Annotated in this window: 25 protein-coding genes, 1 rRNA gene and 2 other annotated features; all 26 genes read left to right on the plus strand. The window is 45.0% G+C overall.

The features are described from left to right. Positions 1-73, plus strand: a 5S ribosomal RNA gene (gene rrf / locus G9F75_RS20360); the annotation flags it as partial. Between the two features lie 227 nt (positions 74-300). Next, positions 301-765, plus strand: coding sequence for a transcriptional regulator CtsR (gene ctsR / locus G9F75_RS18545; RefSeq protein ID WP_003156396.1), 465 nt, complete (start codon positions 301-303; stop codon positions 763-765). Between the two features lie 13 nt (positions 766-778). Next, positions 779-1336, plus strand: a complete 558-nt coding sequence (mcsA, locus tag G9F75_RS18550; protein WP_007410387.1) for a protein-arginine kinase activator protein McsA — start codon at positions 779-781, stop codon at positions 1334-1336. Next, the gene (gene mcsB / locus G9F75_RS18555; RefSeq protein ID WP_003156398.1) at positions 1336-2427 is read left to right on the plus strand and encodes a protein-arginine kinase McsB; all 1092 of its coding nucleotides are present in this window, start codon (positions 1336-1338) and stop codon (positions 2425-2427) included. The genes mcsA and mcsB overlap by 1 nt, the downstream gene beginning before the upstream one ends. Then, positions 2424-4856, plus strand: coding sequence for an ATP-dependent protease ATP-binding subunit ClpC (gene clpC, locus G9F75_RS18560; protein WP_007410388.1), 2433 nt, complete (start codon positions 2424-2426; stop codon positions 4854-4856). The genes mcsB and clpC overlap by 4 nt, the downstream gene beginning before the upstream one ends. A gap of 93 nt (positions 4857-4949) precedes the next feature. Continuing rightward, on the plus strand, positions 4950-6329 hold the full coding sequence (radA, locus tag G9F75_RS18565) for a DNA repair protein RadA (protein WP_017419468.1): 1380 nt from the start codon (positions 4950-4952) through the stop codon (positions 6327-6329). A gap of 3 nt (positions 6330-6332) precedes the next feature. Further along, entirely contained in the window at positions 6333-7415 is a 1083-nt protein-coding gene (gene disA, locus G9F75_RS18570; RefSeq protein WP_003156401.1) for a DNA integrity scanning diadenylate cyclase DisA, read from the plus strand. A 113-nt stretch (positions 7416-7528) separates the two neighbouring features. Next, positions 7529-8629: a PIN/TRAM domain-containing protein gene (locus G9F75_RS18575; RefSeq protein WP_003156403.1), complete on the plus strand. Its 1101-nt coding sequence runs from the start codon at positions 7529-7531 to the stop codon at positions 8627-8629. Between the two features lie 12 nt (positions 8630-8641). After that, the gene (ispD, locus tag G9F75_RS18580) at positions 8642-9340 is read left to right on the plus strand and encodes a 2-C-methyl-D-erythritol 4-phosphate cytidylyltransferase (protein ID WP_021494150.1); all 699 of its coding nucleotides are present in this window, start codon (positions 8642-8644) and stop codon (positions 9338-9340) included. Then, positions 9333-9809 carry a 2-C-methyl-D-erythritol 2,4-cyclodiphosphate synthase gene (ispF, locus tag G9F75_RS18585; RefSeq protein WP_003156407.1) on the plus strand — a complete coding sequence of 159 codons (477 nt, stop codon included), beginning with the start codon at positions 9333-9335 and terminating at the stop codon, positions 9807-9809. The genes ispD and ispF overlap by 8 nt, the downstream gene beginning before the upstream one ends. A 91-nt stretch (positions 9810-9900) precedes the next feature. Then, the gene (gene gltX, locus G9F75_RS18590) at positions 9901-11352 is read left to right on the plus strand and encodes a glutamate--tRNA ligase (RefSeq protein WP_017419470.1); all 1452 of its coding nucleotides are present in this window, start codon (positions 9901-9903) and stop codon (positions 11350-11352) included. Between the two features lie 2 nt (positions 11353-11354). Beyond that, positions 11355-11588 (plus strand) — a binding site (T-box leader). A gap of 74 nt (positions 11589-11662) precedes the next feature. Continuing rightward, the gene (cysE, locus tag G9F75_RS18595; RefSeq protein ID WP_014416745.1) at positions 11663-12316 is read left to right on the plus strand and encodes a serine O-acetyltransferase; all 654 of its coding nucleotides are present in this window, start codon (positions 11663-11665) and stop codon (positions 12314-12316) included. Then, entirely contained in the window at positions 12313-13713 is a 1401-nt protein-coding gene (gene cysS / locus G9F75_RS18600) for a cysteine--tRNA ligase (RefSeq protein ID WP_003156411.1), read from the plus strand. Before cysE ends, cysS begins: the two co-directional genes overlap by 4 nt. A gap of 4 nt (positions 13714-13717) precedes the next feature. Continuing rightward, positions 13718-14149, plus strand: coding sequence for a Mini-ribonuclease 3 (locus tag G9F75_RS18605; protein WP_003156412.1), 432 nt, complete (start codon positions 13718-13720; stop codon positions 14147-14149). Next, entirely contained in the window at positions 14133-14882 is a 750-nt protein-coding gene (rlmB, locus tag G9F75_RS18610) for a 23S rRNA (guanosine(2251)-2'-O)-methyltransferase RlmB (RefSeq protein ID WP_003156413.1), read from the plus strand. Before G9F75_RS18605 ends, rlmB begins: the two co-directional genes overlap by 17 nt. Before the next feature lie 6 nt (positions 14883-14888). Next, positions 14889-15401, plus strand: a complete 513-nt coding sequence (gene rae1 / locus G9F75_RS18615) for a ribosome-dependent mRNA decay endonuclease Rae1/YacP (RefSeq protein WP_003156414.1) — start codon at positions 14889-14891, stop codon at positions 15399-15401. A 62-nt stretch (positions 15402-15463) separates the two neighbouring features. Further along, positions 15464-16120 (plus strand): RNA polymerase sporulation sigma factor SigH, encoded by a 657-nt coding sequence (gene sigH, locus G9F75_RS18620; protein WP_003156415.1) that lies wholly within the window; start codon positions 15464-15466, stop codon positions 16118-16120. A gap of 85 nt (positions 16121-16205) precedes the next feature. Further along, on the plus strand, positions 16206-16355 hold the full coding sequence (rpmG, locus tag G9F75_RS18625) for a 50S ribosomal protein L33 (protein WP_003156421.1): 150 nt from the start codon (positions 16206-16208) through the stop codon (positions 16353-16355). Positions 16356-16387: 32 nt separating this feature from the next. Further along, the gene (gene secE / locus G9F75_RS18630) at positions 16388-16567 is read left to right on the plus strand and encodes a preprotein translocase subunit SecE (RefSeq protein ID WP_003156422.1); all 180 of its coding nucleotides are present in this window, start codon (positions 16388-16390) and stop codon (positions 16565-16567) included. A 167-nt stretch (positions 16568-16734) separates the two neighbouring features. Next, positions 16735-17268 (plus strand): transcription termination/antitermination protein NusG, encoded by a 534-nt coding sequence (nusG, locus tag G9F75_RS18635; protein ID WP_003156423.1) that lies wholly within the window; start codon positions 16735-16737, stop codon positions 17266-17268. A gap of 167 nt (positions 17269-17435) precedes the next feature. Next, positions 17436-17861 carry a 50S ribosomal protein L11 gene (gene rplK / locus G9F75_RS18640; RefSeq protein ID WP_003156430.1) on the plus strand — a complete coding sequence of 142 codons (426 nt, stop codon included), beginning with the start codon at positions 17436-17438 and terminating at the stop codon, positions 17859-17861. A 94-nt stretch (positions 17862-17955) separates the two neighbouring features. Continuing rightward, a complete protein-coding gene (gene rplA, locus G9F75_RS18645; protein WP_003156431.1) occupies positions 17956-18654 on the plus strand; it encodes a 50S ribosomal protein L1 in 699 nt (232 codons plus the stop codon). 48 nt (positions 18655-18702) lie between these two features. Then, positions 18703-18845, plus strand: a sequence feature (ribosomal protein L10 leader region). 63 nt (positions 18846-18908) lie between these two features. Continuing rightward, positions 18909-19409, plus strand: coding sequence for a 50S ribosomal protein L10 (rplJ, locus tag G9F75_RS18650; RefSeq protein WP_014416746.1), 501 nt, complete (start codon positions 18909-18911; stop codon positions 19407-19409). Between the two features lie 41 nt (positions 19410-19450). After that, on the plus strand, positions 19451-19822 hold the full coding sequence (gene rplL / locus G9F75_RS18655) for a 50S ribosomal protein L7/L12 (RefSeq protein WP_003156436.1): 372 nt from the start codon (positions 19451-19453) through the stop codon (positions 19820-19822). A gap of 91 nt (positions 19823-19913) precedes the next feature. Beyond that, positions 19914-20519, plus strand: a complete 606-nt coding sequence (locus tag G9F75_RS18660; RefSeq protein ID WP_015388780.1) for a class I SAM-dependent methyltransferase — start codon at positions 19914-19916, stop codon at positions 20517-20519. 244 nt (positions 20520-20763) lie between these two features. Continuing rightward, complete coding sequence (gene rpoB / locus G9F75_RS18665) at positions 20764-24345, plus strand: DNA-directed RNA polymerase subunit beta (protein WP_167409305.1); 3582 nt, start codon at positions 20764-20766, stop codon at positions 24343-24345. The last annotated feature ends 53 nt before the right edge of the window (positions 24346-24398 follow it).

The following is a 24398-nucleotide window of genomic DNA, read 5'->3' on the forward strand; positions in this document are numbered from 1 at the left end:
ACACGGAAGTTAAGCTCTTCAGCGCCGATGGTAGTCGGGGGTTTCCCCCTGTGAGAGTAGGACGCCGCCAAGCTATCATTACGGTAAAGGCAGCTCATCATGAGCTGCCTTTTTTGTGTTTTTTTGCATACGTTATATAATATGAGAAACGTAACGATATGCCTTTTTGCAAAAGCAGGTTTTATGCTTGTGCAAAGTGGAAATAATAGAGATAGAGCGATACAGTTGAAAAATTTTGCGAAACACCTTATAGTAAGATTAAAGTCAAATATAGTCAAAGTCAATAAAGGAGGGGGTTGAGTGGGACATAATATTTCTGACATCATTGAACAGTACTTGAAACAAGTATTAGATCAAAATGGCAAAGAAATTTTAGAGATCAAACGCAGTGAAATCGCTGATAAATTTCAATGTGTTCCTTCCCAAATAAATTATGTCATCAACACCAGATTTACAAGTGAAAGAGGATATATTGTTGAAAGTAAACGGGGAGGCGGCGGTTATATTCGTATTATCAAAATTAAAATGAATAACGAAGTCGTCCTCATCAATAATATTATTTCGCAGATTCATACCCACTTGTCCCAGGCAGCCTCTGATGACATTATTCTCAGACTGTTAGAGGACGGAGTTATTTCGGAAAGAGAAGCTAAAATGATGGTGAGTGTAATGGATCGTTCAGTTCTATATATTGATTTGCCCGAACGGGATGAGCTAAGAGCCAGAATGATGAAAGCAATGCTCACATCTTTAAAACTAAAGTAAGCGGGTGAAAAGATTGATTTGTCAAGAATGCAATGAGAGACCGGCCACTTTTCACTTTACGAAAGTTGTTAATGGAGAAAAACAAGAAGTTCATATTTGTGAACAATGTGCAAAAGAAAATAGCGATTCATACAGTATAAGTGGAAACCAAGGGTTCTCGATTCATAATTTATTATCAGGGCTGCTGAATATGGAGTCTTCATTTCAAAACACCGGTTCTCAAATGTTCGGCTATTCAGAGCAAGGGACAGCTTGTAAGAAATGCGGTATGACGTTTCAGCAGCTGAGAAAAACAGGGCGTTTCGGCTGTGCGGAATGTTACGATACGTTCTACAGCCAAATTACGCCGATCTTGCGAAAAGTTCACAGCGGGAATACGGTGCATGCCGGGAAAATTCCAAAACGAATAGGCGGAAACCTGCATGTAAGACGGCAAATGGAAATGTTAAAAAAAGAACTTGAATCTTTAATACACCACGAAGAGTTTGAAAGAGCAGCGGAGGTCAGGGATCAGATCCGATCGTTAGAGCAAAAATTAAAAAGTAAAGACAGTGAGGGGGAACAAGGGTAATGTCGCTCAAGCATTTTATTCAGGACGCACTAAGCAATTGGATGAAGCAAAAGGGACCTGAAAGTGACATTGTACTCAGCAGCCGTATACGGTTGGCCCGAAACTTTGAAAATATAAAGTTTCCCGCCCGGTATACGAATGAAGAAGCCTCATCCATCATTCAGCAATTCGAAGATCATTTTTCAGGAAAAGAACTGCCTGATATCGGTCAATTTCATTTAATCAGAATGAGTGAAGCTCAGCCTTTGGAAAAACGGGTTCTGATGGAGAAACATCTGATCAGCCCGAATTTAACTGAATCCCCTTTTGGCGGCTGTCTGCTTTCTGAAAATGAAGAAGTCAGCATTATGTTAAATGAAGAAGATCATATCAGAATTCAATGCCTCTTCCCCGGCTTCCAGCTTCTCAACGCCATAAAAGCGGCAAACCAGGTTGATGACTGGATTGAGGAGAAAGTGGATTACGCCTTTGGAGAGAAGAGAGGTTACTTAACAAGCTGTCCTACAAATGTAGGGACGGGACTAAGGGCTTCAGTCATGATGCATTTGCCGGGCCTTGTATTAACTAGGCAAATGAATCGAATTATACCGGCAATTAACCAATTAGGTTTAGTTGTTAGAGGAATTTACGGTGAAGGCAGCGAAGCATTAGGAAATATCTTTCAAATTTCAAATCAAATCACACTCGGAAAATCAGAACAGGACATTGTAGATGATTTAAACAGTGTGGCTGCCCAGCTGATTGAGCAGGAACGTTCAGCCCGAGAAGCGCTTTACCAAACCTCGAAAATTGAATTGGAGGACCGGGTATTCAGATCTTACGGTGTTTTATCCAACTGCCGTATGATTGAATCAAAGGAAACGGCGAAATGCCTTTCTGACGTTCGGCTGGGGATAGACCTTGGAATCATCAAAGGGCTATCAAGCAATATACTTAATGAACTGATGATTTTGACACAGCCGGGTTTTCTCCAGCAATATTCGGGCGGTGCATTACGGCCGAACGAAAGAGACGCGAGAAGAGCGGCTCTTATCAGGGAAAGGCTGCATTTAGAAATGAGTGCAAATAGACAGGAGGATGATTCGATATGATGTTTGGAAGGTTTACAGAGCGAGCTCAAAAGGTATTGGCACTGGCACAGGAAGAAGCACTGCGCTTAGGCCATAACAATATTGGAACTGAACATATCTTATTAGGTCTGGTTCGTGAAGGAGAAGGGATTGCAGCTAAAGCACTCCAAGCACTCGGACTCGGTTCGGATAAAATTCAGAAAGAAGTGGAGAGCTTAATCGGACGGGGACAGGAAATGTCTCAAACGATTCATTATACGCCAAGAGCAAAAAAAGTCATTGAGCTCAGCATGGATGAAGCCAGAAAGCTAGGACATTCTTATGTGGGAACAGAACACATACTTCTCGGACTGATTCGTGAAGGAGAAGGCGTGGCGGCGAGAGTTCTGAATAATCTCGGTGTCAGCTTGAATAAGGCGAGACAGCAGGTGCTGCAGCTTCTGGGAAGCAATGAGACGGGATCTTCTGCATCTGGTACGAACAGCAATGCAAACACGCCGACGCTGGACAGTCTGGCGCGTGATTTAACTGCGATTGCGAAGGAAGACAGTCTTGATCCGGTTATCGGCCGAAGCAAAGAAATTCAGCGTGTTATTGAGGTATTAAGCCGCAGAACGAAAAATAATCCCGTTCTTATCGGAGAACCGGGTGTCGGTAAAACTGCGATTGCTGAAGGCCTCGCACAGCAGATCATCAATAATGAAGTGCCGGAAATTTTACGTGATAAACGTGTAATGACATTAGACATGGGTACGGTTGTAGCCGGTACGAAATACCGCGGAGAATTTGAAGACCGCTTGAAAAAAGTAATGGATGAAATACGTCAGGCCGGCAATATTATTTTATTCATTGACGAACTGCATACACTGATCGGAGCGGGGGGAGCAGAAGGTGCGATTGACGCATCGAATATCTTAAAACCTTCACTGGCCCGCGGAGAGCTTCAATGCATCGGTGCGACAACGCTTGATGAATACCGTAAATATATCGAAAAAGACGCGGCTCTGGAGCGCCGTTTCCAGCCGATTCAGGTGGATCAGCCGTCAGCCGATGAAAGCATTCAAATTTTAAAGGGGCTCCGTGACCGCTATGAAGCGCATCACCGCGTATCCATTACCGATGAAGCGATTGAAGCGGCGGTAAAATTGTCCGACCGTTATATTTCTGACCGCTTCCTTCCGGATAAAGCGATCGATTTAATTGATGAAGCCGGTTCAAAAGTGCGTCTCCGTTCTTTCACAACGCCTCCGAACTTAAAAGAGCTTGAGCAGAAACTCGATGAAGTTCGCAAGGAAAAAGACGCTGCCGTTCAGAGCCAGGAGTTTGAAAAAGCGGCTTCCCTTCGTGATACGGAGCAGCGCCTGAGAGAACAGGTGGAAGACACGAAAAAAACGTGGAAAGAAAAACAAGGCCAGGAGAACTCCGAAGTTTCTGTAGAGGATATTGCGATGGTTGTATCCAGCTGGACCGGGGTGCCCGTATCTAAAATTGCCCAAACGGAGACAGATAAGCTTCTCAATATGGAAAGCATTCTGCACTCCCGCGTCATCGGCCAGGATGAAGCTGTTGTAGCCGTTGCAAAGGCTGTCAGACGTGCAAGAGCCGGTCTGAAGGACCCGAAACGCCCGATTGGTTCATTCATCTTCTTAGGCCCTACAGGCGTTGGGAAGACAGAGCTGGCACGAGCGCTGGCGGAATCCATTTTCGGTGATGAGGAAGCGATGATCAGAGTGGATATGTCCGAATACATGGAGAAACACTCGACTTCACGTCTTGTCGGTTCTCCTCCGGGATATGTCGGCTATGATGAAGGCGGCCAGCTGACAGAAAAAGTGAGAAGAAAACCTTACTCTGTCGTATTGCTTGATGAAATTGAAAAAGCGCACCCTGATGTGTTTAACATTCTCCTGCAAGTGCTTGAAGACGGACGCTTAACTGATTCAAAAGGACGCACTGTGGATTTCCGCAACACGATCCTGATTATGACGTCAAACGTCGGAGCGAGCGAGCTGAAACGCAACAAATATGTGGGCTTCAATGTGCAGGATGAATCACAAAACCATAAAGACATGAAAGACAAAGTCATGGGAGAGCTGAAGCGTGCCTTCAGACCTGAGTTTATCAACCGGATTGACGAAATTATCGTCTTCCACTCCCTTGAGAAAAAACATCTTACAGACATCGTGTCGCTTATGTCTGATCAGTTAACAAAACGTCTGAAAGAACAAGATCTCTCTATCGAGCTGACGGATGCTGCAAAAGCAAAAGTAGCAGAAGAGGGCGTCGATTTGGAATACGGCGCACGTCCGTTAAGAAGAGCGATTCAAAAGCATGTGGAGGACCGGTTATCAGAAGAACTCCTCAGAGGCAATATTGATAAAGGCCAGCACATTGTTCTTGATGTTGAGGACGGCGAATTTGTCGTAAAAACAACTGCTAAAACGAACTAATATAGTGACAAACATGAGGCATACGTAAGCGAGTGTATGCCTCACTTTGTTATATAGAGAAATATTCGATAAGGAAGAGGTCTTACAACATATATGGTTAAATCAAAAACAAAATTCATCTGCCACTCATGCGGTTATGAATCCGCAAAATGGATGGGAAAGTGCCCGGGCTGCGGGGCTTGGAATACAATGGTGGAAGAAACCATAAAAAAAGCGCCGGCGAATCGGCGGGCGGCTTTCTCCCACTCCGTTCAAACCGTCCAGAAACCATCACCCATTACATCAATTGAAACATCGGAAGAACCCCGCGTTCACACAAAGCTCGAAGAATTCAACAGAGTGCTTGGCGGCGGCGTTGTGAAGGGCTCGTTAGTATTAATCGGCGGCGATCCCGGCATCGGAAAATCAACGCTCCTTCTCCAAGTATCCGCACAATTAGCAGATACGGCCGGCAGCGTGCTTTACATTTCAGGGGAAGAATCCGTGAAGCAAACGAAGCTGCGTGCCGACAGACTTGGAATCAACAGCCAAATGTTACATGTTTTATCTGAAACCGATATGGAGTATATTTCGTCTGCTATACAAGAGATGAAACCCGCATTTGTTGTCGTAGACTCCATTCAGACCGTGTACCAAAGTGATATCACCTCGGCTCCCGGCAGTGTATCACAAGTAAGAGAGTGTACGGCCGAATTGATGAAAATCGCGAAAACAAACGGCATACCTATTTTTATCGTCGGACACGTCACAAAAGAAGGATCGATCGCAGGGCCGAGATTGCTTGAGCACATGGTCGATACCGTTCTATACTTTGAAGGAGAGCGGCACCATACATTCCGTATTTTGCGGGCCGTAAAAAACCGTTTCGGCTCCACAAATGAAATGGGCATCTTTGAAATGCGGGAAGAGGGGCTTACGGAGGTGCTGAACCCTTCTGAAATATTCTTGGAAGAGCGTTCTGCCGGGGCATCAGGTTCGAGTATCGTTGCGTCAATGGAAGGAACGAGACCGATCCTGGTTGAAATTCAGGCGCTCATATCACCGACCAGTTTTGGAAACCCGCGCCGCATGGCTACAGGCATTGACCACAACAGGGTGTCGTTAATTATGGCTGTGCTTGAGAAGCGGGTGGGTCTTTTGCTTCAAAATCAAGATGCGTATTTAAAGGTCGCCGGCGGGGTCAAACTGGATGAACCGGCGATTGATTTGGCAGTAGCCGTCAGCATTGCCTCAAGCTTCAGAGATACACCGCCGAATCCCGCAGATTGCTTTATCGGTGAAGTGGGTCTGACAGGAGAAGTCCGCAGGGTGTCAAGAATCGAACAGCGCGTAAAAGAAGCGGCGAAACTCGGCTTCAAGCGCATGATCATACCTGAGGCGAATGCAGACGGGTGGACAATACCAAAAGGGATTGAGGTTGTCGGAGTAGCAAATGTTGCAGAAGCGCTTCGTACTTCATTAGGAGGATCATAATAGATGGAAAAAGAGAAAAAAGGGGCGAAACAAGAGCTTGACCTGTCTGCAATTCTGCAGTTCGTTGCACCGGGCACCCCGCTCAGAGCCGGGATAGAGAATGTACTTCGGGCAAATACAGGCGGCCTGATTGTTGTCGGATACAATGATAAGGTAAAGCAAGTCGTCGATGGCGGTTTTCATATTAATACATCATTTGCGCCCGCTCACTTATACGAGCTGGCCAAAATGGACGGTGCCATTATTTTAAGTGATTCCGGCCAGAAAATTCTTTATGCGAATACGCAGCTTATGCCGGAGGCGACCATTTCTTCTTCAGAAACGGGAATGAGGCACCGTACGGCGGAACGGGTGGCGAAGCAGACCGGCTGTCTCGTCATTGCCATTTCTGAGCGCAGAAATGTCATTACGTTATATCAGGACAGCATGAAGTACACACTAAAGGACATAGGATTTATTTTAACAAAGGCAAATCAGGCCATTCAAACGCTTGAGAAGTATAAAACCATTTTAGACAAAACGATTACGGCTTTAAACGCATTAGAGTTTGAGGAGCTTGTGACATTCAGTGACGTGCTGTCCGTCATGCATCGGTATGAAATGGTGCTCCGAATAAAAAATGAAATCAATATGTATATTAAAGAACTCGGAACGGAAGGCCACTTAATCCGTCTGCAGGTGATTGAACTGATTACGGACATGGAAGAAGAGGCGGCACTTTTCATCAAAGACTATGTCAAAGAAAAAATCAAAGATCCGTTCGTGCTGTTAAAAGAGCTTCAGGATATGTCCAGCTATGATCTGCTTGATGATTCCATTCTGTTTAAGCTGCTTGGATATCCGGCTTCTACGAATCTTGATGATTATGTGCTCCCGAGAGGATACAGGCTGCTGAACAAAATTCCGCGTCTGCCGATGCCGATTGTTGAAAATGTGGTTGAGGCGTTCGGATTTTTGCCAAGCATAACGGAAGCCACTGTGGAAGAGCTTGATGATGTCGAGGGTATCGGAGAAGTGCGCGCCCAAAAAATCAAAAAAGGCTTAAAACGCCTTCAGGAAAAACACTATATAGATAGACAGCTTTAAGAATCGCTTAAACCTGTCGGAATCCGGGTATATTATTGTTAGTTTTTGTTTATTCTGAATTTGTAGGCTCTGACAGTCTGCTGAAAAAATGCTACTTAAAAGGAGGTGGAGGTATGTTAAAACGAATAGTTCAGGCGTTCTTCATTATTGTGGGCGGCGTTGTCGGTATCTTTTTAATACCTGAATTGTTTGTGCTGTCAAATATACAGGACATACCTTTAATAACAAACGCATATACGTCTGCTGCAATTGGTGCTATTATCTTTTTTCTCATCAGTATATGGACGACAGAATATGTGATTAATTGGGTAAAATGGATTGAAGATTCTTTGCTGAGAGCTCCGGTGCCGGATCTGTTATTCGGGAGTCTCGGATTGGTTTTTGGACTTATCATCGCATATCTCATTGTAAACGTGATTCCGCTGGACAATATTCCGTACCGTATATTCAGCACCATCATTCCGGTCTTTCTGGCTTTCTTTCTCGGTTACCTGGGCTTCCAAGTCGGATTTAAGAAAAAGGATGAACTGATCAGTCTTTTCTCCATTTCTGCAAGAATGCAGAAGAAAAAGGGGAGTGCTGATGAGGAGCAGGAGGAACAGGATAAAAGGCTGAAAATCTTGGATACAAGTGTTATTATTGATGGGAGAATTGCAGATATTTGTCAGACGGGCTTTTTAGAAGGCGTCATTGTCATTCCTCAATTTGTGCTGGAGGAATTACAGCATATCGCTGATTCTTCAGATGTTTTAAAACGTAACAGAGGACGCCGCGGACTGGATATCTTGAACCGCATTCAAAAGGAACTGGATATTACGGTTGAAATTTATGAAGGCGACTTCGAGGACATTCAGGAGGTTGACAGCAAGCTTGTCAAACTTGCGAAGCTGACATCCGGTGTCGTTGTGACGAATGATTTTAATTTAAATAAAGTATGTGAGCTTCAGAAGGTTGCGGTACTGAATATTAATGACCTTGCAAACGCGGTGAAGCCGGTTGTGCTTCCGGGCGAAGAGATGAATGTGCAGGTGATTAAGGACGGGAAAGAGCATAATCAAGGTGTGGCTTACTTGGATGACGGGACGATGATTGTTGTGGAAGAAGGCCGCAATTATATAGGGAAGCATATTGATGTGCTCGTAACCAGCGTACTGCAGACAGCGGCGGGACGAATGATTTTTGCCAAGCCCAAGCTGCTTGAGAAAGCTCTTTAAGAGGGAGTTAATATGGAGTATGTTGTCGTTATTCCGGCTGCCGGACAAGGAAAACGGATGAAGGCCGGGAAAAATAAGCTGTTCATCAGCTTAAAAGGTGCGCCTGTTATTATACACACACTGCGGGTTTTTGAAAGCCACGCACCCTGTCAGAAAATAATCCTGGTGATAAACGAGAGTGAACAGGAAGATTTTCGCCAGCTGCTGGCCCAATTTCCGATTCAGACGGAAATTGAGCTTGTTACCGGAGGTGCGGAGCGTCAGCACAGTGTATACGAAGGACTGAAAGTGATTGATAAGGAATCGGTCGTCCTTGTTCATGACGGAGCGCGCCCGTTTGTCACACATCAGCATATCGATAAGCTCGTTGAAACAGCAGAGGAGGCGGGAGCGGCTGTCCTGGCTGTTCCTGTGAAAGACACGATAAAACGGGCGGAAGGCTCCCGGGTTGCGGAGACCTTTGATCGTTCAAGCTTGTGGGCCGTTCAAACGCCGCAGGCTTTTCGTCTTTCTTTATTGAAAAAGGCGCATACGGAAGCGGAAAACAAAGGCTTCTTAGGGACGGATGACGCCAGCCTCGTCGAGCGTCTTGATGGATATCAGGTGAGTATCGTTGAAGGCAGCTATACCAATATTAAGCTGACAACGCCGGATGATCTGATATCCGCGGAAGCAATCATGAAAGCGGAAAGTGGGAATCATAATGTTTAGAATCGGACAAGGATTTGATGTGCATCAATTAACGGAAGGCCGTCCTCTCATCATCGGCGGAATTGAAATTCCTTATGAAAAAGGGCTGCTCGGACATTCAGATGCTGATGTATTGCTGCATACAGTCGCAGACGCGTGTCTCGGAGCGGCAGGTGAAGGAGATATCGGCAAGCATTTCCCGGATACTGATCCGGAATTCAAAGATGCGGATTCTTTTAAGCTGCTTCAGCATGTCTGGAACATTGTAAAAGAAAAAGGATACGTACTCGGAAATATAGACTGCACGATTATTGCGCAAAAGCCGAAAATGGCGCCGCATATTGATGCTATGAGAAAACGGATAGCGGAAGGCCTTGAGGCGGACGTTTCTCAAGTAAACGTAAAAGCAACGACGACAGAAAAGCTCGGGTTTACCGGAAGAGCCGAAGGAATTGCCGCTCAGGCAACCGTTCTGATCCAAAAAGCCTGATCATTGTTTTGATGCCCGGTCTATTTGGTGGTAGAATAGATACATATATTCGGCTAGAGGCTACAGACGAGATGAAAGGAAGTATTTGAACATGGGAAATGAAGTACGCGTTCGTTATGCACCGAGTCCGACCGGACATTTGCATATCGGTAACGCCAGAACGGCGCTTTTTAACTATTTATTTGCCCGCAGCCAAGGCGGAAAGTTTATTATCCGGATTGAGGATACGGACAAAAAGCGAAATATTGAAGGCGGAGAGCAAAGCCAGCTCAACTATTTGAAATGGCTCGGCATGGACTGGGATGAAAGTGTGGATGTCGGCGGAGAATACGGCCCGTACCGCCAGTCTGAGCGTAACGACATTTACAAAGAGTACTATGAAGAGCTTCTTGAAAAAGGGCTAGCTTATAAATGTTTCTGTACGGAAGAAGAACTTGAGAAAGAACGTGAAGAGCAAATCGCCCGCGGGGAAATGCCGCGCTATTCCGGCAAACACAGAAACCTGACTCAAAAAGAGCAGGAGCAGTTTTTAGCCGAAGGCAGACAGCCGAGCATCCGTTTCCGCGTGCCGGAAGGGAAAATCATCGCATTTAACGATATCGTAAAAGGCGAGATTTCTTTTGAATCAGACGGCATCGGCGACTTTGTCATCGTCAAAAAAGACGGAACACCGACGTATAACTTTGCCGTCGCGATTGACGATTACTTAATGAAAATGACGCACGTGCTCCGCGGTGAGGATCACATTTCAAATACACCGAAACAGATCATGATTTTCCAGGCATTCGGCTGGGATGTTCCTGTCTTCGGACATATGACGCTTATCGTGAACGAAAGCCGCAAAAAATTAAGTAAACGTGATGAATCAATTATCCAGTTTATTGAGCAGTATGATGAGCTGGGTTACCTGCCTGAAGCGCTGTTTAACTTTATCGGACTTCTCGGCTGGTCTCCCGTCGGTGAAGAAGAGCTTTTCACAAGAGAACAATTCATTGACATTTTTGATGTAAATCGTTTGTCTAAGTCACCGGCTCTGTTTGATATGCATAAACTGAAATGGGTCAACAACCAATACGTCAAAGCGCTGGATCTTGATCAAGTTGTTGAGCTGACCCTGCCGCACCTGCAAAAAGCAGGTAAAGTCGGCACTGAGCTTTCTGCCGAAGAGCAGGAATGGGTTCGTAAATTAATCTCTCTTTACCATGAGCAATTGAGCTACGGCGCTGAAATTGTCGAGCTGACTGATTTGTTCTTTAAAGATGAGATCGAGTATAATCAAGAGGCAAAAGCCGTTCTGGAAGAAGAACAGGTGCCTGAAGTGCTCAGCGTATTTGCTGCGAAGCTTGAAGAGCTTGAAGAATTTACGCCTGAGCTGATCAAAGCCTCAATCAAGGCTGTTCAGAAAGAAACAGGCCATAAAGGCAAAAAGCTGTTCATGCCGATTCGTGTAGCGGTTACCGGTCAGACACACGGTCCGGAGCTTCCGCAGGCCATTGAGCTGATCGGCAGAGAAACAGCCGTAAGACGCCTGAAAAGCATTTAAATATACGATTGTTGACAGGGAAGAGTATAAAACAATGACCATTACAGAAAGAATCTTCATCGGCTGAGAGAGATTCATGCGTCATGTTTTAGAAGTGCGCCCTTAAGACCTTTGAAGAACATTTCTGCGGAAATCAGTATTTAAAGGCGGCCGCCGCCGTTACCGGCTTTTAAGTTGGGAAAACAGTGACTTGTTTTTCAAACAGAGTGGAACCGCGCGGTAAAAGCGTCTCTGTCATGTTTACATGCAGAGGCGCTTTTTTTATAGGCGGAAAAACAGACTGGAGCGGGGAGAGAATGGGGGGAAGCATGTGTTTTTTAAAATGCTAAAAGAAGACATAGATACAGTGTTCGATCAAGATCCGGCAGCAAGAAGCTATTTCGAAGTTGTTTTAACTTATTCTGGTTTACATGCTATATGGGCGCATCGGATTGCACATGCTTTATATAAACGGAGATTTTTCTTCCTGGCGCGCCTGATATCACAGATTGCCCGTTTCTTTACCGGAATTGAAATCCATCCCGGCGCGACCATCGGGAGAAGGTTTTTCATTGACCACGGTATGGGGGTCGTCATAGGGGAAACATGTGAAATCGGCAATAACGTGACGGTATTCCAAGGTGTCACTCTCGGGGGAACGGGAAAAGAAAAGGGGAAGCGGCATCCGACCATAAAAGATGATGCTTTAATTGCAACCGGAGCGAAGGTGCTCGGCTCTATTACGGTCGGGCAGGGTTCTAAAGTAGGGGCCGGCTCCGTTGTGCTTCGTGATGTTCCCGACTTTTCGACCGTTGTCGGCATACCGGGGAAAGTCGTCATTCGGAACGGAAGAAAAATCAAACGCGATCTCAATCACCAAGACTTGCCCGATCCGGTTGCTGACCGGTTTAGAGCATTGGAGCAGCAGATTTTTGAACTGCAGGCTGAACTGGAAGATAAAAAAGAAAGGATCAACCAAAAATGACCATTACACTTTATAATACATTGACACGGAAAAAGGAAACATTCGTTCCTCTTGAGGAAGGCAAAGTAAAAATGTACGTGTGCGGACCGACTGTATACAACTATATTCATATCGGAAACGCCCGTCCGGCGATTGTGTATGATACCGTACGCAACTATTTGGAGTATAAAGGATACGATGTTCAATACGTATCGAATTTCACCGATGTTGACGACAAACTGATTAAGGCGGCCAACGAGCTCGGCGAGGACGTCCCGACCGTTTCTGAGCGGTTCATTAAAGCGTATTTTGAAGACGTGGGCGCCCTCGGATGCCGGAAAGCGGATCTTCATCCCCGGGTCATGGAAAACATGGACGCCATTATTGAATTTGTCAGCGAGCTGATTAAAAAAGGCTACGCTTATGAATCAGAAGGCGACGTCTATTTCAAAACAAGGGCCTTCGAAGGCTACGGCAAGCTATCTCAGCAATCAATTGATGAACTCAGATCAGGCGCGCGTATCCGTGTCGGCGAGAAGAAAGAGGATGCGCTGGACTTTGCTCTTTGGAAAGCTGCTAAGGACGGAGAAATTTCATGGGATAGCCCTTGGGGAAAAGGCCGCCCGGGCTGGCATATTGAATGCTCCGCAATGGTGAAAAAGTATTTGGGTGACGAAATCGATATTCATGCCGGCGGTCAGGACCTGACATTCCCGCACCATGAAAACGAAATCGCCCAATCTGAAGCATTAACAGGCAAGACATTCGCAAAATACTGGCTTCACAACGGATATATCAATATCGATAATGAGAAAATGTCAAAATCTCTCGGCAACTTTGTTTTGGTGCACGATATCATTAAGCAATATGACCCGCAGCTTTTGAGATTTTTCATGCTGTCCGTTCATTACCGCCACCCGATCAACTATTCGGAAGAGCTGCTTGAGAAAACAAAAAACGCGTTTAACCGCCTGAAGACGGCCTACAGTAATTTAAACCATCGTTTGATTAGCAGCACGAATCTGACTGACAATGATGAGGAATGGCTCGCTAAAATTGAAGAGCACCGCACTGCGTTTGAAGAAGCAATGGATGATGATTTTAATACGGCGAATGCGATTTCCGTTTGGTTTGATCTGGCGAAGCTCGCCAATTACTACATGCAGGAAGACAATACGGCGGATCACGTCATTAAAGCCTTTATCAGCATGTTTGACAGAATCGGATCTGTTCTCGGACTTACGCTCGGCGAAGAAGAGCTTGTCGACGAAGAGATTGAAGAGTTGATTGAGAAGAGAAATGAAGCCCGCCGCAATCGCGATTTTGCTTTGTCAGACCAGATTCGCGATCAGCTGAAAAGCATGAATATCATTCTTGAAGATACGGCCCAGGGAACTCGCTGGAAGCGGGGAGAGTAAGCGGATGCTTCAATTTGAACAAATCAAAGATTCAAAGCAGTTAAACGGTCTTGCGCTTGCTTATATGGGTGATGCCATTTTTGAAATATACGTCCGGCATCACCTGCTTAAGCAGGGCTTTACGAAACCGAATGACCTTCATAAGAAGGCGAGCCGGATTGTATCGGCAAAATCACAGGCAGACATATTGTTCCGCCTTCAGGACGAATCCTTTTTCACGGAGGAAGAGGAAGCCGTGCTGAGAAGAGGCAGAAACGCAAAATCAGGGACGACGCCTAAAAACACAGATGTACAGACGTACCGCCATAGTACAGCTTTTGAGGCTTTACTCGGATACCTTTTTCTTGAGAAAAGAGAAGAAAGACTGAATCAGCTGATTGCTGAGGCTATACAAGTCGGGACGTCAGGGAGGAAAACAAATGAGTCAGCAACATGATTACGTCATAGGAAAAAACGCTGTGATTGAGACGTTAAAGTCAGATCGCAAGCTGTATAAGTTATGGATGGCGGAAAACACAGTAAAAGGACAGGCGCAGCAAGTTATGGAGCTTGCTAAAAAGCGCGGTGTCACCATTCAATTTGTACCGAGGAAAAAACTCGATCAGATGGTGGAGGGGCAGCATCAGGGTGTTGTCGCCCAGGTGGCGGCATATGAATATGCACAATTAGACGAATTATATAAAAGAGCGGAAGAGAGAAACGAACAGCCTTTCTTTCTCATATTGGACGAGCTGGAAGACCCTCATAATCTCGGTTCCATCATGAGAACGGCTGACGCTGTCGGTGCACACGGCATCGTGATTCCGAAACGCAGAGCGGTCGGACTGACTTCGACGGTCGCAAAAGCTTCGACCGGTGCGATTGAACACATTCCCGTCGTGAAGGTGACCAACCTTGCCCGGACACTTGATGAAATGAAGGAGCGGGGGATTTGGGTCGTCGGAACGGATGCATCCGCCCGGGAAGACTACCGCTCTATGGACGGCAAGATGCCTTTGGCGCTCGTTATCGGAAGCGAAGGCAGAGGAATGGGGCGGCTTGTGAAAGAGAAATGTGATTTTCTCATTAAGCTTCCGATGGCCGGAAAAGTCACGTCTCTGAATGCGTCGGTAGCGGCCGGCCTTCTCATGTATGAAGTCTACCGGAAGCGCAATCCTTTAGGGGAATGAAGACAGATGGACATCCTGTTAGTAGACGGATACAACATGATTGGAGCTTGGCCGCAGCTAAAGGATTTAAAAGCGAACAGTTTTGAAGAAGCGAGAGATGTACTGATCCAGAAGATGGCGGAATATCAGTCCTACACGGGAATCAGAGTCATTGTGGTGTTTGACGCACACCTGGTAAAAGGCATAGAGAAAAAACAAACGAATCACAGAGTCGAAGTGATTTTCACACGGGAGAATGAGACGGCGGATGAGCGGATCGAGAAGCTTGCCCAGGCGCTAAACAATATTGCGACACAGATTCATGTCGCAACTTCCGATTATACGGAGCAGTGGGCGATTTTCGGACAAGGGGCTCTCCGCAAATCCGCCCGGGAGCTCCTGAGGGAAGTGGATACGATAGAACGCCGGATTCAAAGGCGGGTTTCAAAGATCACTTCTGAAAAACCACCGGGTAAAATCGAGCTGTCCGAAGAGGTTTTGAAAACGTTTGAAAAGTGGCGCCGAGGCGGTCTGGATTAGGTTGACGCTTTTTCGCCCATTAATGTATAATATTTCTATCTACGTGCGCCGGGGGGATCGCAGTGAATCTACAGAACAGCAAGGGAAAGTTCAACAAAGTGCAATTTTGCCAGTTGGAGGACGAGCAGGTCATTGAAAAGGTTCATGTTGGGGATAGTGATGCGTTAGATTACTTGATTACGAAGTACCGTAATTTTGTACGGGCGAAAGCAAGGTCTTATTTTTTAATAGGGGCCGACAGAGAAGATATTGTACAGGAAGGGATGATAGGCTTATATAAGTCTATCCGAGACTTTAGAGAGGACAAGCTCACTTCATTTAAAGCTTTTGCAGAATTATGCATTACCCGCCAGATTATTACCGCAATAAAGACAGCTACCCGTCAGAAACACATTCCTTTAAATTCCTATGTTTCTTTAGACAAACCTATTTTTGATGAAGAATCTGACAGAACACTGCTTGATGTCATTTCAGGCGCTAAAACGTTAAATCCTGAAGAGATGATTATTAATCAGGAAGAATTTGATGATATCGAAATGAAAATGGGAGAACTGCTGAGCGATCTGGAGAGAAAGGTGCTTGTTCTGTACTTGGACGGAAGAAGTTACCAAGAGATTTCAGATGACTTAAACCGACACGTAAAATCAATCGATAATGCCCTGCAGCGCGTGAAGCGCAAGCTTGAAAAGTATTTAGAAATAAGAGAGATCAGCCTGTAGCAGGTTTCTGTGTCATATTGACAGAATTTTTCTGACTGTGCTATTTTATTAAGATAAATGAATGTTTAGGAAAAGGTGTAACGACATGAGAAAAAAGATTACGCTGGCATGCAAAACATGCGGAAATCGTAATTATACGACAATGAAAAGCTCTGCATCAGCGGCTGAGCGGTTAGAAGTTAAGAAGTACTGCAGCACTTGCAATTCACATACAGCTCATTTAGAAACAAAATAGTGTTCGCTTTTTAAATTGTGGAGGTCTTTTACATGCGCATGATGAGTTTCTTTAAAGATGTTGGGAAAGAAATGAAAAAGGTTAGCTGGCCTAAAGGCAAAGAGTTAACGCGCTATACGATCACGGTGATTTCAACGGTTATCTTTTTTGTTATCTTTTTTGCCCTCCTTGATACAGGAATTTCTCAATTAATTCGTTTAATAGTTGAATAATGATCAGCAATACGTGCTATAATAGATCATAATATCGTTTGCCAAAACCCGTTCAGCGGGTTTTTTATTGTGTTGTTGAAAAAAGGATTCATAGGCCCTGAGCCTATTTTTTGTTTTACACTTCATTTTTAAATGCGGGGAGGGAAGGACTGCAGAGTCCTGATAGAATGGAAAAGAATTGGTATGTTGTTCATACGTATTCCGGTTATGAAAACAAAGTAAAAGCGAACCTTGAAAAACGTGTGGAATCAATGGGAATGCAGGATAAAATTTTCCGCGTTGTCGTCCCTGAAGAAGAAGAGACTGATATTAAGAACGGCAAGAAAAAAGTAGTCAAAAAGAAAGTGTTCCCGGGTTATGTGCTTGTTGAAATCGTCATGACTGATGATTCCTGGTATGTGGTCCGCAACACGCCGGGCGTTACCGGATTCGTCGGATCAGCCGGTTCAGGCTCAAAGCCGACTCCGCTTCTTCCTGGCGAAGCGGAAACCATCTTAAAACGCATGGGCATGGATGAGCGGAAAACCGACATTGATTTTGAATTGAATGAGACAGTCAAAGTCATAGACGGACCTTTCGCCAACTTTACAGGATCAATTGAAGAGATTGATTATGATAAGAGCAAAGTGAAAGTATTCGTTAACATGTTCGGCCGTGAAACGCCGGTTGAACTGGAATTTACCCAGATCGACAAATTGTAATGTGAAAAAACTTGAAATTGCTATATATTAATGATAATATAGCAAAGGTACGTCTTGGACTAATCCAAGGCAGCTAGCTTGATATTTCGTCATTCATATAAAGAATGAAACCTTGAGTGGGAGGGTTTACCCTATTACCACATCACGGACTTAAGGAGGTGTGTCTCGTGGCTAAAAAAGTAGTAAAAGTTGTAAAATTGCAAATTCCTGCTGGAAAAGCTAACCCAGCGCCGCCAGTTGGACCTGCACTAGGTCAAGCCGGTGTAAATATCATGGGATTCTGTAAGGAGTTTAATGCTCGTACAGCTGACCAAGCTGGTTTAATCATTCCTGTTGAAATTTCGGTTTACGAAGACCGTTCATTTACATTTATTACAAAAACTCCGCCTGCTGCAGTATTGCTTAAAAAAGCAGCTGGAATTGAGTCTGGTTCTGGTGAACCAAACCGTAATAAAGTGGCAACCGTTAAGCGCGATAAGGTTCGCGAAATCGCTGAAACGAAAATGCCTGACTTAAACGCAGCAGACGTTGAAGCGGCAATGCGCATGGTTGAAGGTACTGCCCGCAGTATGGGTATCGTTATCGAGGATTAATTTGTTTCTTGTCGGGTTGCGAGTTTTCACAAGTTCGCAACCCTTATTCGTGGGAGGTTATTCCGCTATAACCACATAAGGAGGAAATTTTAAAATGGCTAAAAAAGGTAAAAAGTACGTTGAAGCTGCGAAGCTTGTAGACCGTGCGAAAGCTTACGACGTCGCTGAAGCAGTGGCGCTTACTAAAAAAACAAACACAGCTAAATTCGACGCTACAGTTGAAGTTGCTTTTCGTTTAGGGGTTGACCCTCGTAAAAACGATCAGCAAATCCGCGGTGCAGTTGTACTTCCTAACGGAACTGGTAAAACTCAGCGCGTGCTTGTATTCGCTAAAGGCGAAAAAGCAAAAGAAGCTGAAGCTGCCGGTGCAGACTACGTTGGCGATTCTGATTACATCGCGAAAATCCAGCAAGGCTGGTTCGAATTCGATGTAATCGTTGCGACTCCTGACATGATGGGTGAAGTCGGTAAAATCGGCCGTGTGCTTGGACCAAAAGGTCTTATGCCAAACCCTAAAACAGGAACTGTTACATTCGAAGTAGAAAAAGCAATCGGCGAAATCAAAGCTGGTAAAGTAGAATACCGCGTTGACAAAGCTGGTAACATCCATGTTCCGATCGGAAAAGTTTCTTTCGAGGATGAAAAACTTGTTGAGAACTTCACAACAATGTATGATACAATCCTGAAAGCAAAACCGGCTGCGGCTAAAGGTGTTTACGTGAAAAACGTTGCCGTTACTTCTACTATGGGCCCTGGTGTCAAAGTAGACGCTTCTACTTTCAACGTAAAATAATATTTGACTTTAGATCAGCATTCTGATATGATTCAAAATGTTGTAAAATATAATATGTCATTTATACCGTAGACAGCAGGGGCCGTTGAGGCTTAATATCCTGCCGAGGTGTATATATATCACAGCTATTACGTTACGTATGCTTGTATATACAGCCTCCATGTCCACATGGAGGCTTTTTATATGAAATCGTCGTCACAGTCGTGATCACCTAGCGGTATAAGTGTTACACAAAATCTACAGGAGGTGTAACCATGAGCAGCGCAATTGATACAAAAAAAGTTGTTGTTGAAGAGATTGCTTCTAAACTGAAAGAAAGCAAATCAACGATCATCGTTGACTACCGCGGACTTAACGTTTCTGAAGTAACTGAACTCCGTAAACAGCTTCGCGAAGCTAACGTAGAGTTCAAAGTGTACAAAAACACAATGACTCGCCGTGCGGTTGAACAAGCTGAACTTGATGGTTTGAATGATGTCTTAACTGGACCGAATGCGATCGCATTCAGTACTGAAGATGTTGTCGCTCCGGCAAAAGTTCTTAACGAGTTCGCGAAGAATCACGAAGCTCTGGAAATCAAAGCGGGCGTTATCGAAGGAAAAGTATCTTCTGTTGAAGAAGTGAAAGCTCTTGCTGAACTTCCTTCACGCGATGGCTTACTTTCTATGTTGCTTAGCGTACTTCAAGCTCCAGTTCGCAACCTTGCACTTGCAGCTAAAGCAGTTGCAGAACAAAAGGAAGAACAAGGCGCTTAATCTGATTTTACCCTAAAATAAAACAAATGGAGGAATTTCAAATGGCTTTAAATATCGAAGAAATCATTGCTTCCGTTAAAGAAGCAACTGTACTTGAATTGAACGACCTAGTAAAAGCAATCGAAGAAGAATTTGGCGTAACTGCTGCTGCTCCTGTAGCTGTAGCTGGCGGAGCTGCTGCTGGCGGAGCTGCTGAAGAGCAAAGCGAATTCGACCTTATCCTTGCTGGTGCAGGTTCTCAGAAAATCAAAGTTATCAAAGTTGTTCGTGAAATCACTGGTCTTGGCTTGAAAGAAGCTAAAGAACTTGTTGACAACACTCCAAAACCACTTAAAGAAGGTATTGCGAAAGAAGAAGCTGAAGAGCTTAAAGCTAAACTTGAAGAAGTTGGCGCTTCTGTAGAAGTTAAGTAATCTTCACTTGCCTGTAGGGGAAGCTCGCTTTTATGAGGCGGGCTTTTTCTTTGCTTTTCTTTAAGTGCCATTATAAAAGGAGGTTCTAATAATGAGTGAACACTATTATTCAGAAAAACCTTCAGTTAAAAGCGATAAACAGACATGGTCATTTACACTGCGGAACAGATCTTATACATTCACAAGTGACAGCGGCGTTTTCTCGAAAAAGGAAGTTGATTTCGGTTCGCGTGTCTTAATTGAAGCGTTTGAAGAGCCGGAGATCGATGGTGACTTCCTGGATGCAGGCTGCGGTTACGGCCCGATCGGTTTGTCACTCGCCGGTGCATTTACAGACCGCACCGTGCACATGATTGACGTGAATGAAAGAGCCGTAGAGCTGTCAAATGAAAATGCAGAAAAAAACGGAATAAAAAACGTTCGGATTTATCAGAGTGATTTATTTTCAAATATTGATTCTGCTCAAACATTTGCTTCTATTATTACAAACCCCCCAATCCGCGCCGGAAAAAAAGTTGTCCATGCCATTTTTGAAAAAAGCGCTGAGCATTTAAGGGCTTCAGGTGAATTGTGGATCGTTATACAGAAAAAACAGGGCGGGCCTTCTGCCATTGAAAAACTGAAGGAGCTTTTTGACGAAGTTTCTGTGGTTCAAAAAAAGAAAGGCTATTATATCATAAAAGCAAAAAAAGTTTGACTTGAATTTTCAGCTATGTTAATATTGTAAAATGCCAATGTATATATTTTGCATGATATGCTGAAATAATCATAGTGCATGTATAAATTATACAAACATGGAAATGCTAATAAAATCGGTATTTGTTTTTGGATGTGGTTTTCTTAATTAGAAACCCTTTTTTCTTTTGTCTTGTAAAAGTATTTCTTTATCGTAAGAGATGCTTATTACACATATAATACGCATGATTTGAGGGGTGAATCAGTTGACAGGTCAACTAGTTCAGTATGGACGACACCGCCAGCGCAGAAGCTATGCTCGCATTAGCGAAGTGTTAGAATTACCAAATCTCATTGAAATTCAAACCTCTTCTTATCAGTGGTTTCTTGATGAGGGTCTTAGAGAGATGTTTCAAGACATATCACCAATTGAGGATTTCACTGGTAACCTCTCTCTTGAGTTCATTGACTACAGTTTAGGAGATCCTAAGTATCCCGTTGAAGAGTCAAAAGAACGTGATGTGACTTACTCAGCTCCGCTGAGAGTGAAGGTTCGTTTAATTAACAAAGAAACTGGAGAGGTAAAAGACCAGGATGTCTTCATGGGTGATTTCCCTATTATGACAGATACCGGTACTTTTATCATCAACGGTGCAGAACGTGTTATCGTATCTCAGCTTGTTCGGTCTCCAAGTGTATATTTCAGTGGTAAAGTAGACAAAAACGGTAAAAAAGGTTTTACCGCGACTGTCATTCCAAACCGTGGCGCATGGTTAGAATACGAAACTGATGCGAAAGATGTTGTGTATGTCCGCATTGATCGCACACGTAAGTTGCCGGTTACGGTTCTTTTGCGTGCTCTCGGCTTCGGTTCCGACCAAGAGATTCTCGATCTCATTGGTGAGAACGAATATCTCCGCAATACACTGGATAAGGACAACACTGAAAACAGTGACAAAGCGCTTCTTGAAATCTATGAGCGCCTTCGTCCCGGAGAGCCGCCTACAGTAGAAAACGCAAAAAGCTTGCTGGATTCCCGTTTCTTCGATCCGAAGCGATACGACCTTGCGAATGTAGGACGCTATAAAATTAATAAAAAGCTTCATATCAAGAACCGCCTGTTTAACCAGCGACTTGCAGAAACACTGGTGAATCCGGAAACCGGTGAAATTCTCGCTGAAAAAGGGCAGATTCTTGACAGAAGAACACTTGATAAAGTACTGCCATACTTAGAAAATGGAATCGGCTTCAGAAAACTTTATCCTAACGGCGGCGTCGTCGAGGATGAAGTGATGCTTCAATCCATTAAAATCTATGCTCCTACCGATGCAGAAGGAGAGCAGACGATCAATGTGATCGGCAATGCTTACATCGAAGAGGCGATTAAAAACATTACGCCTGCTGATATTATTTCTTCTATCAGCTACTTCTTCAACCTCCTGCACGGAGTGGGCGACACTGATGATATCGACCATCTCGGAAACCGCCGTCTGCGTTCTGTAGGTGAGCTCCTGCAAAACCAATTCCGTATCGGTTTAAGCCGGATGGAACGTGTCGTACGTGAAAGAATGTCTATTCAAGACACAAATACAATCACGCCGCAGCAGCTGATTAACATCAGACCTGTTATTGCGTCTATTAAAGAGTTCTTCGGAAGCTCACAGCTTTCTCAATTCATGGATCAGACGAACCCGCTTGCTGAATTGACGCACAAACGCCGTCTGTCAGCTCTCGGACCGGGCGGTTTGACACGTGAGCGCGCAGGTATGGAAGTACGTGACGTTCACTACTCTCACTATGGCCGTATGTGTCCGATTGAAACGCCTGAGGGCCCGAACATCGGTTTGATCAACTCATTGTCATCATTTGCGAAAGTAAACCGCTTTGGTTTCATTGAGACGCCATACCGCCGCGTTGATCCTGAAACAGGAAAAGTAACGCCTAGAATCGACTACCTGACTGCTGATGAAGAGGATAACTATGTCGTAGCCCAAGCGAATGCTAAGCTGAGCGATGACGGTTCTTTCTTGGATGACAGCATCGTAGCGCGTTTCAGAGGGGAAAACACCGTTGTAGCCCGCAACCGCGTGGATTACATGGACGTATCTCCTAAACAGGTTGTTTCTGCTGCGACAGCATGTATTCCGTTCTTGGAAAACGATGACTCGAACCGCGCCCTCATGGGAGCGAACATGCAGCGTCAGGCTGTGCCTTTGATGCAGCCGGAAGCTCCGATCGTCGGAACGGGTATGGAATATGTATCCGGTAAAGACTCCGGTGCAGCCGTTATTTGTAAACACCCTGGTATCGTTGAACGGGTCGAAGCGAAAAACGTATGGGTGCGCCGCTATGAAGAAATTGACGGCCAAAAAGTAAAAGGCAACCTGGATAAGTACAGCTTGCTGAAATTTGTCCGCTCCAACCAAGGTACGTGCTACAACCAGCGTCCGATCGTCAGTGTAGGCGATGAAGTAGTCAAAGGAGAAATCCTTGCTGACGGACCTTCAATGGAGCTTGGTGAACTTGCTCTCGGCCGCAACGTAATGGTCGGCTTCATGACATGGGATGGTTACAACTATGAGGATGCCATCATCATGAGTGAACGCCTTGTGAAAGATGATGTATACACATCTATTCACATTGAAGAATATGAATCAGAAGCACGTGATACAAAGCTTGGGCCGGAAGAGATCACCCGCGATATTCCAAACGTAGGGGAAGACGCGCTTCGCAATCTTGATGACCGCGGAATTATCCGTATCGGTGCGGAAGTCAACGACGGAGACCTTCTCGTAGGTAAAGTAACGCCTAAAGGTGTAACTGAGCTTACGGCTGAAGAACGCCTTCTGCATGCGATCTTTGGAGAAAAAGCGCGTGAAGTCCGTGATACTTCTCTCCGTGTGCCTCACGGCGGCGGCGGAATTATCCACGATGTAAAAGTCTTCAACCGTGAAGACGGCGACGAACTTCCTCCGGGAGTGAACCAGCTTGTACGCGTATATATCGTTCAGAAACGTAAGATTTCTGAAGGTGATAAAATGGCCGGACGTCACGGAAACAAAGGGGTTATCTCGAAGATTCTTCCTGAAGAAGATATGCCTTACCTTCCTGACGGCACGCCGATCGATATCATGCTTAACCCGCTGGGTGTACCATCACGTATGAATATCGGTCAGGTATTAGAACTTCACATGGGTATGGCTGCCCGCTACCTCGGCATTCACATCGCGTCACCTGTATTTGACGGCGCGCGTGAAGAAGATGTGTGGGAAACACTTGAAGAAGCAGGCATGTCAAGAGACGCTAAAACAGTTCTTTATGACGGCCGTACGGGAGAACCGTTCGACAACCGTGTATCAGTCGGAATCATGTACATGATCAAACTGGCGCACATGGTTGATGATAAACTTCATGCCCGTTCTACAGGTCCTTACTCACTTGTTACGCAGCAGCCTCTCGGCGGTAAAGCCCAATTCGGCGGACAGCGTTTCGGTGAGATGGAGGTTTGGGCGCTTGAAGCTTACGGCGCAGCTTACACGCTTCAAGAAATCCTGACTGTGAAGTCCGATGACGTGGTCGGACGTGTGAAAACATATGAAGCCATCGTCAAAGGCGACAATGTTCCAGAGCCTGGTGTTCCGGAATCATTCAAAGTATTGATCAAAGAGCTTCAAAGCTTAGGTATGGACGTAAAAATCCTTTCAGGCGATGAAGAAGAAATAGAAATGAGAGATCTAGAAGACGAGGAAGATGCGAAACAGGCTGACGGCCTTGCATTATCAGGTGATGAAGCGCCGGAAGAAACAGCATCTCCAGACGTTGAACGTGACGCAGTAACGAAAGAATAGTCTCTGATTGATAAAGGCAAGTGACATCGGTTAATCCGAAGATAAAAAGGGAG

Source organism: Bacillus sp. EKM208B, assembly GCF_011800725.1.
In the GTDB taxonomy this organism is placed as follows: domain Bacteria; phylum Bacillota; class Bacilli; order Bacillales; family Bacillaceae; genus Bacillus; species Bacillus velezensis.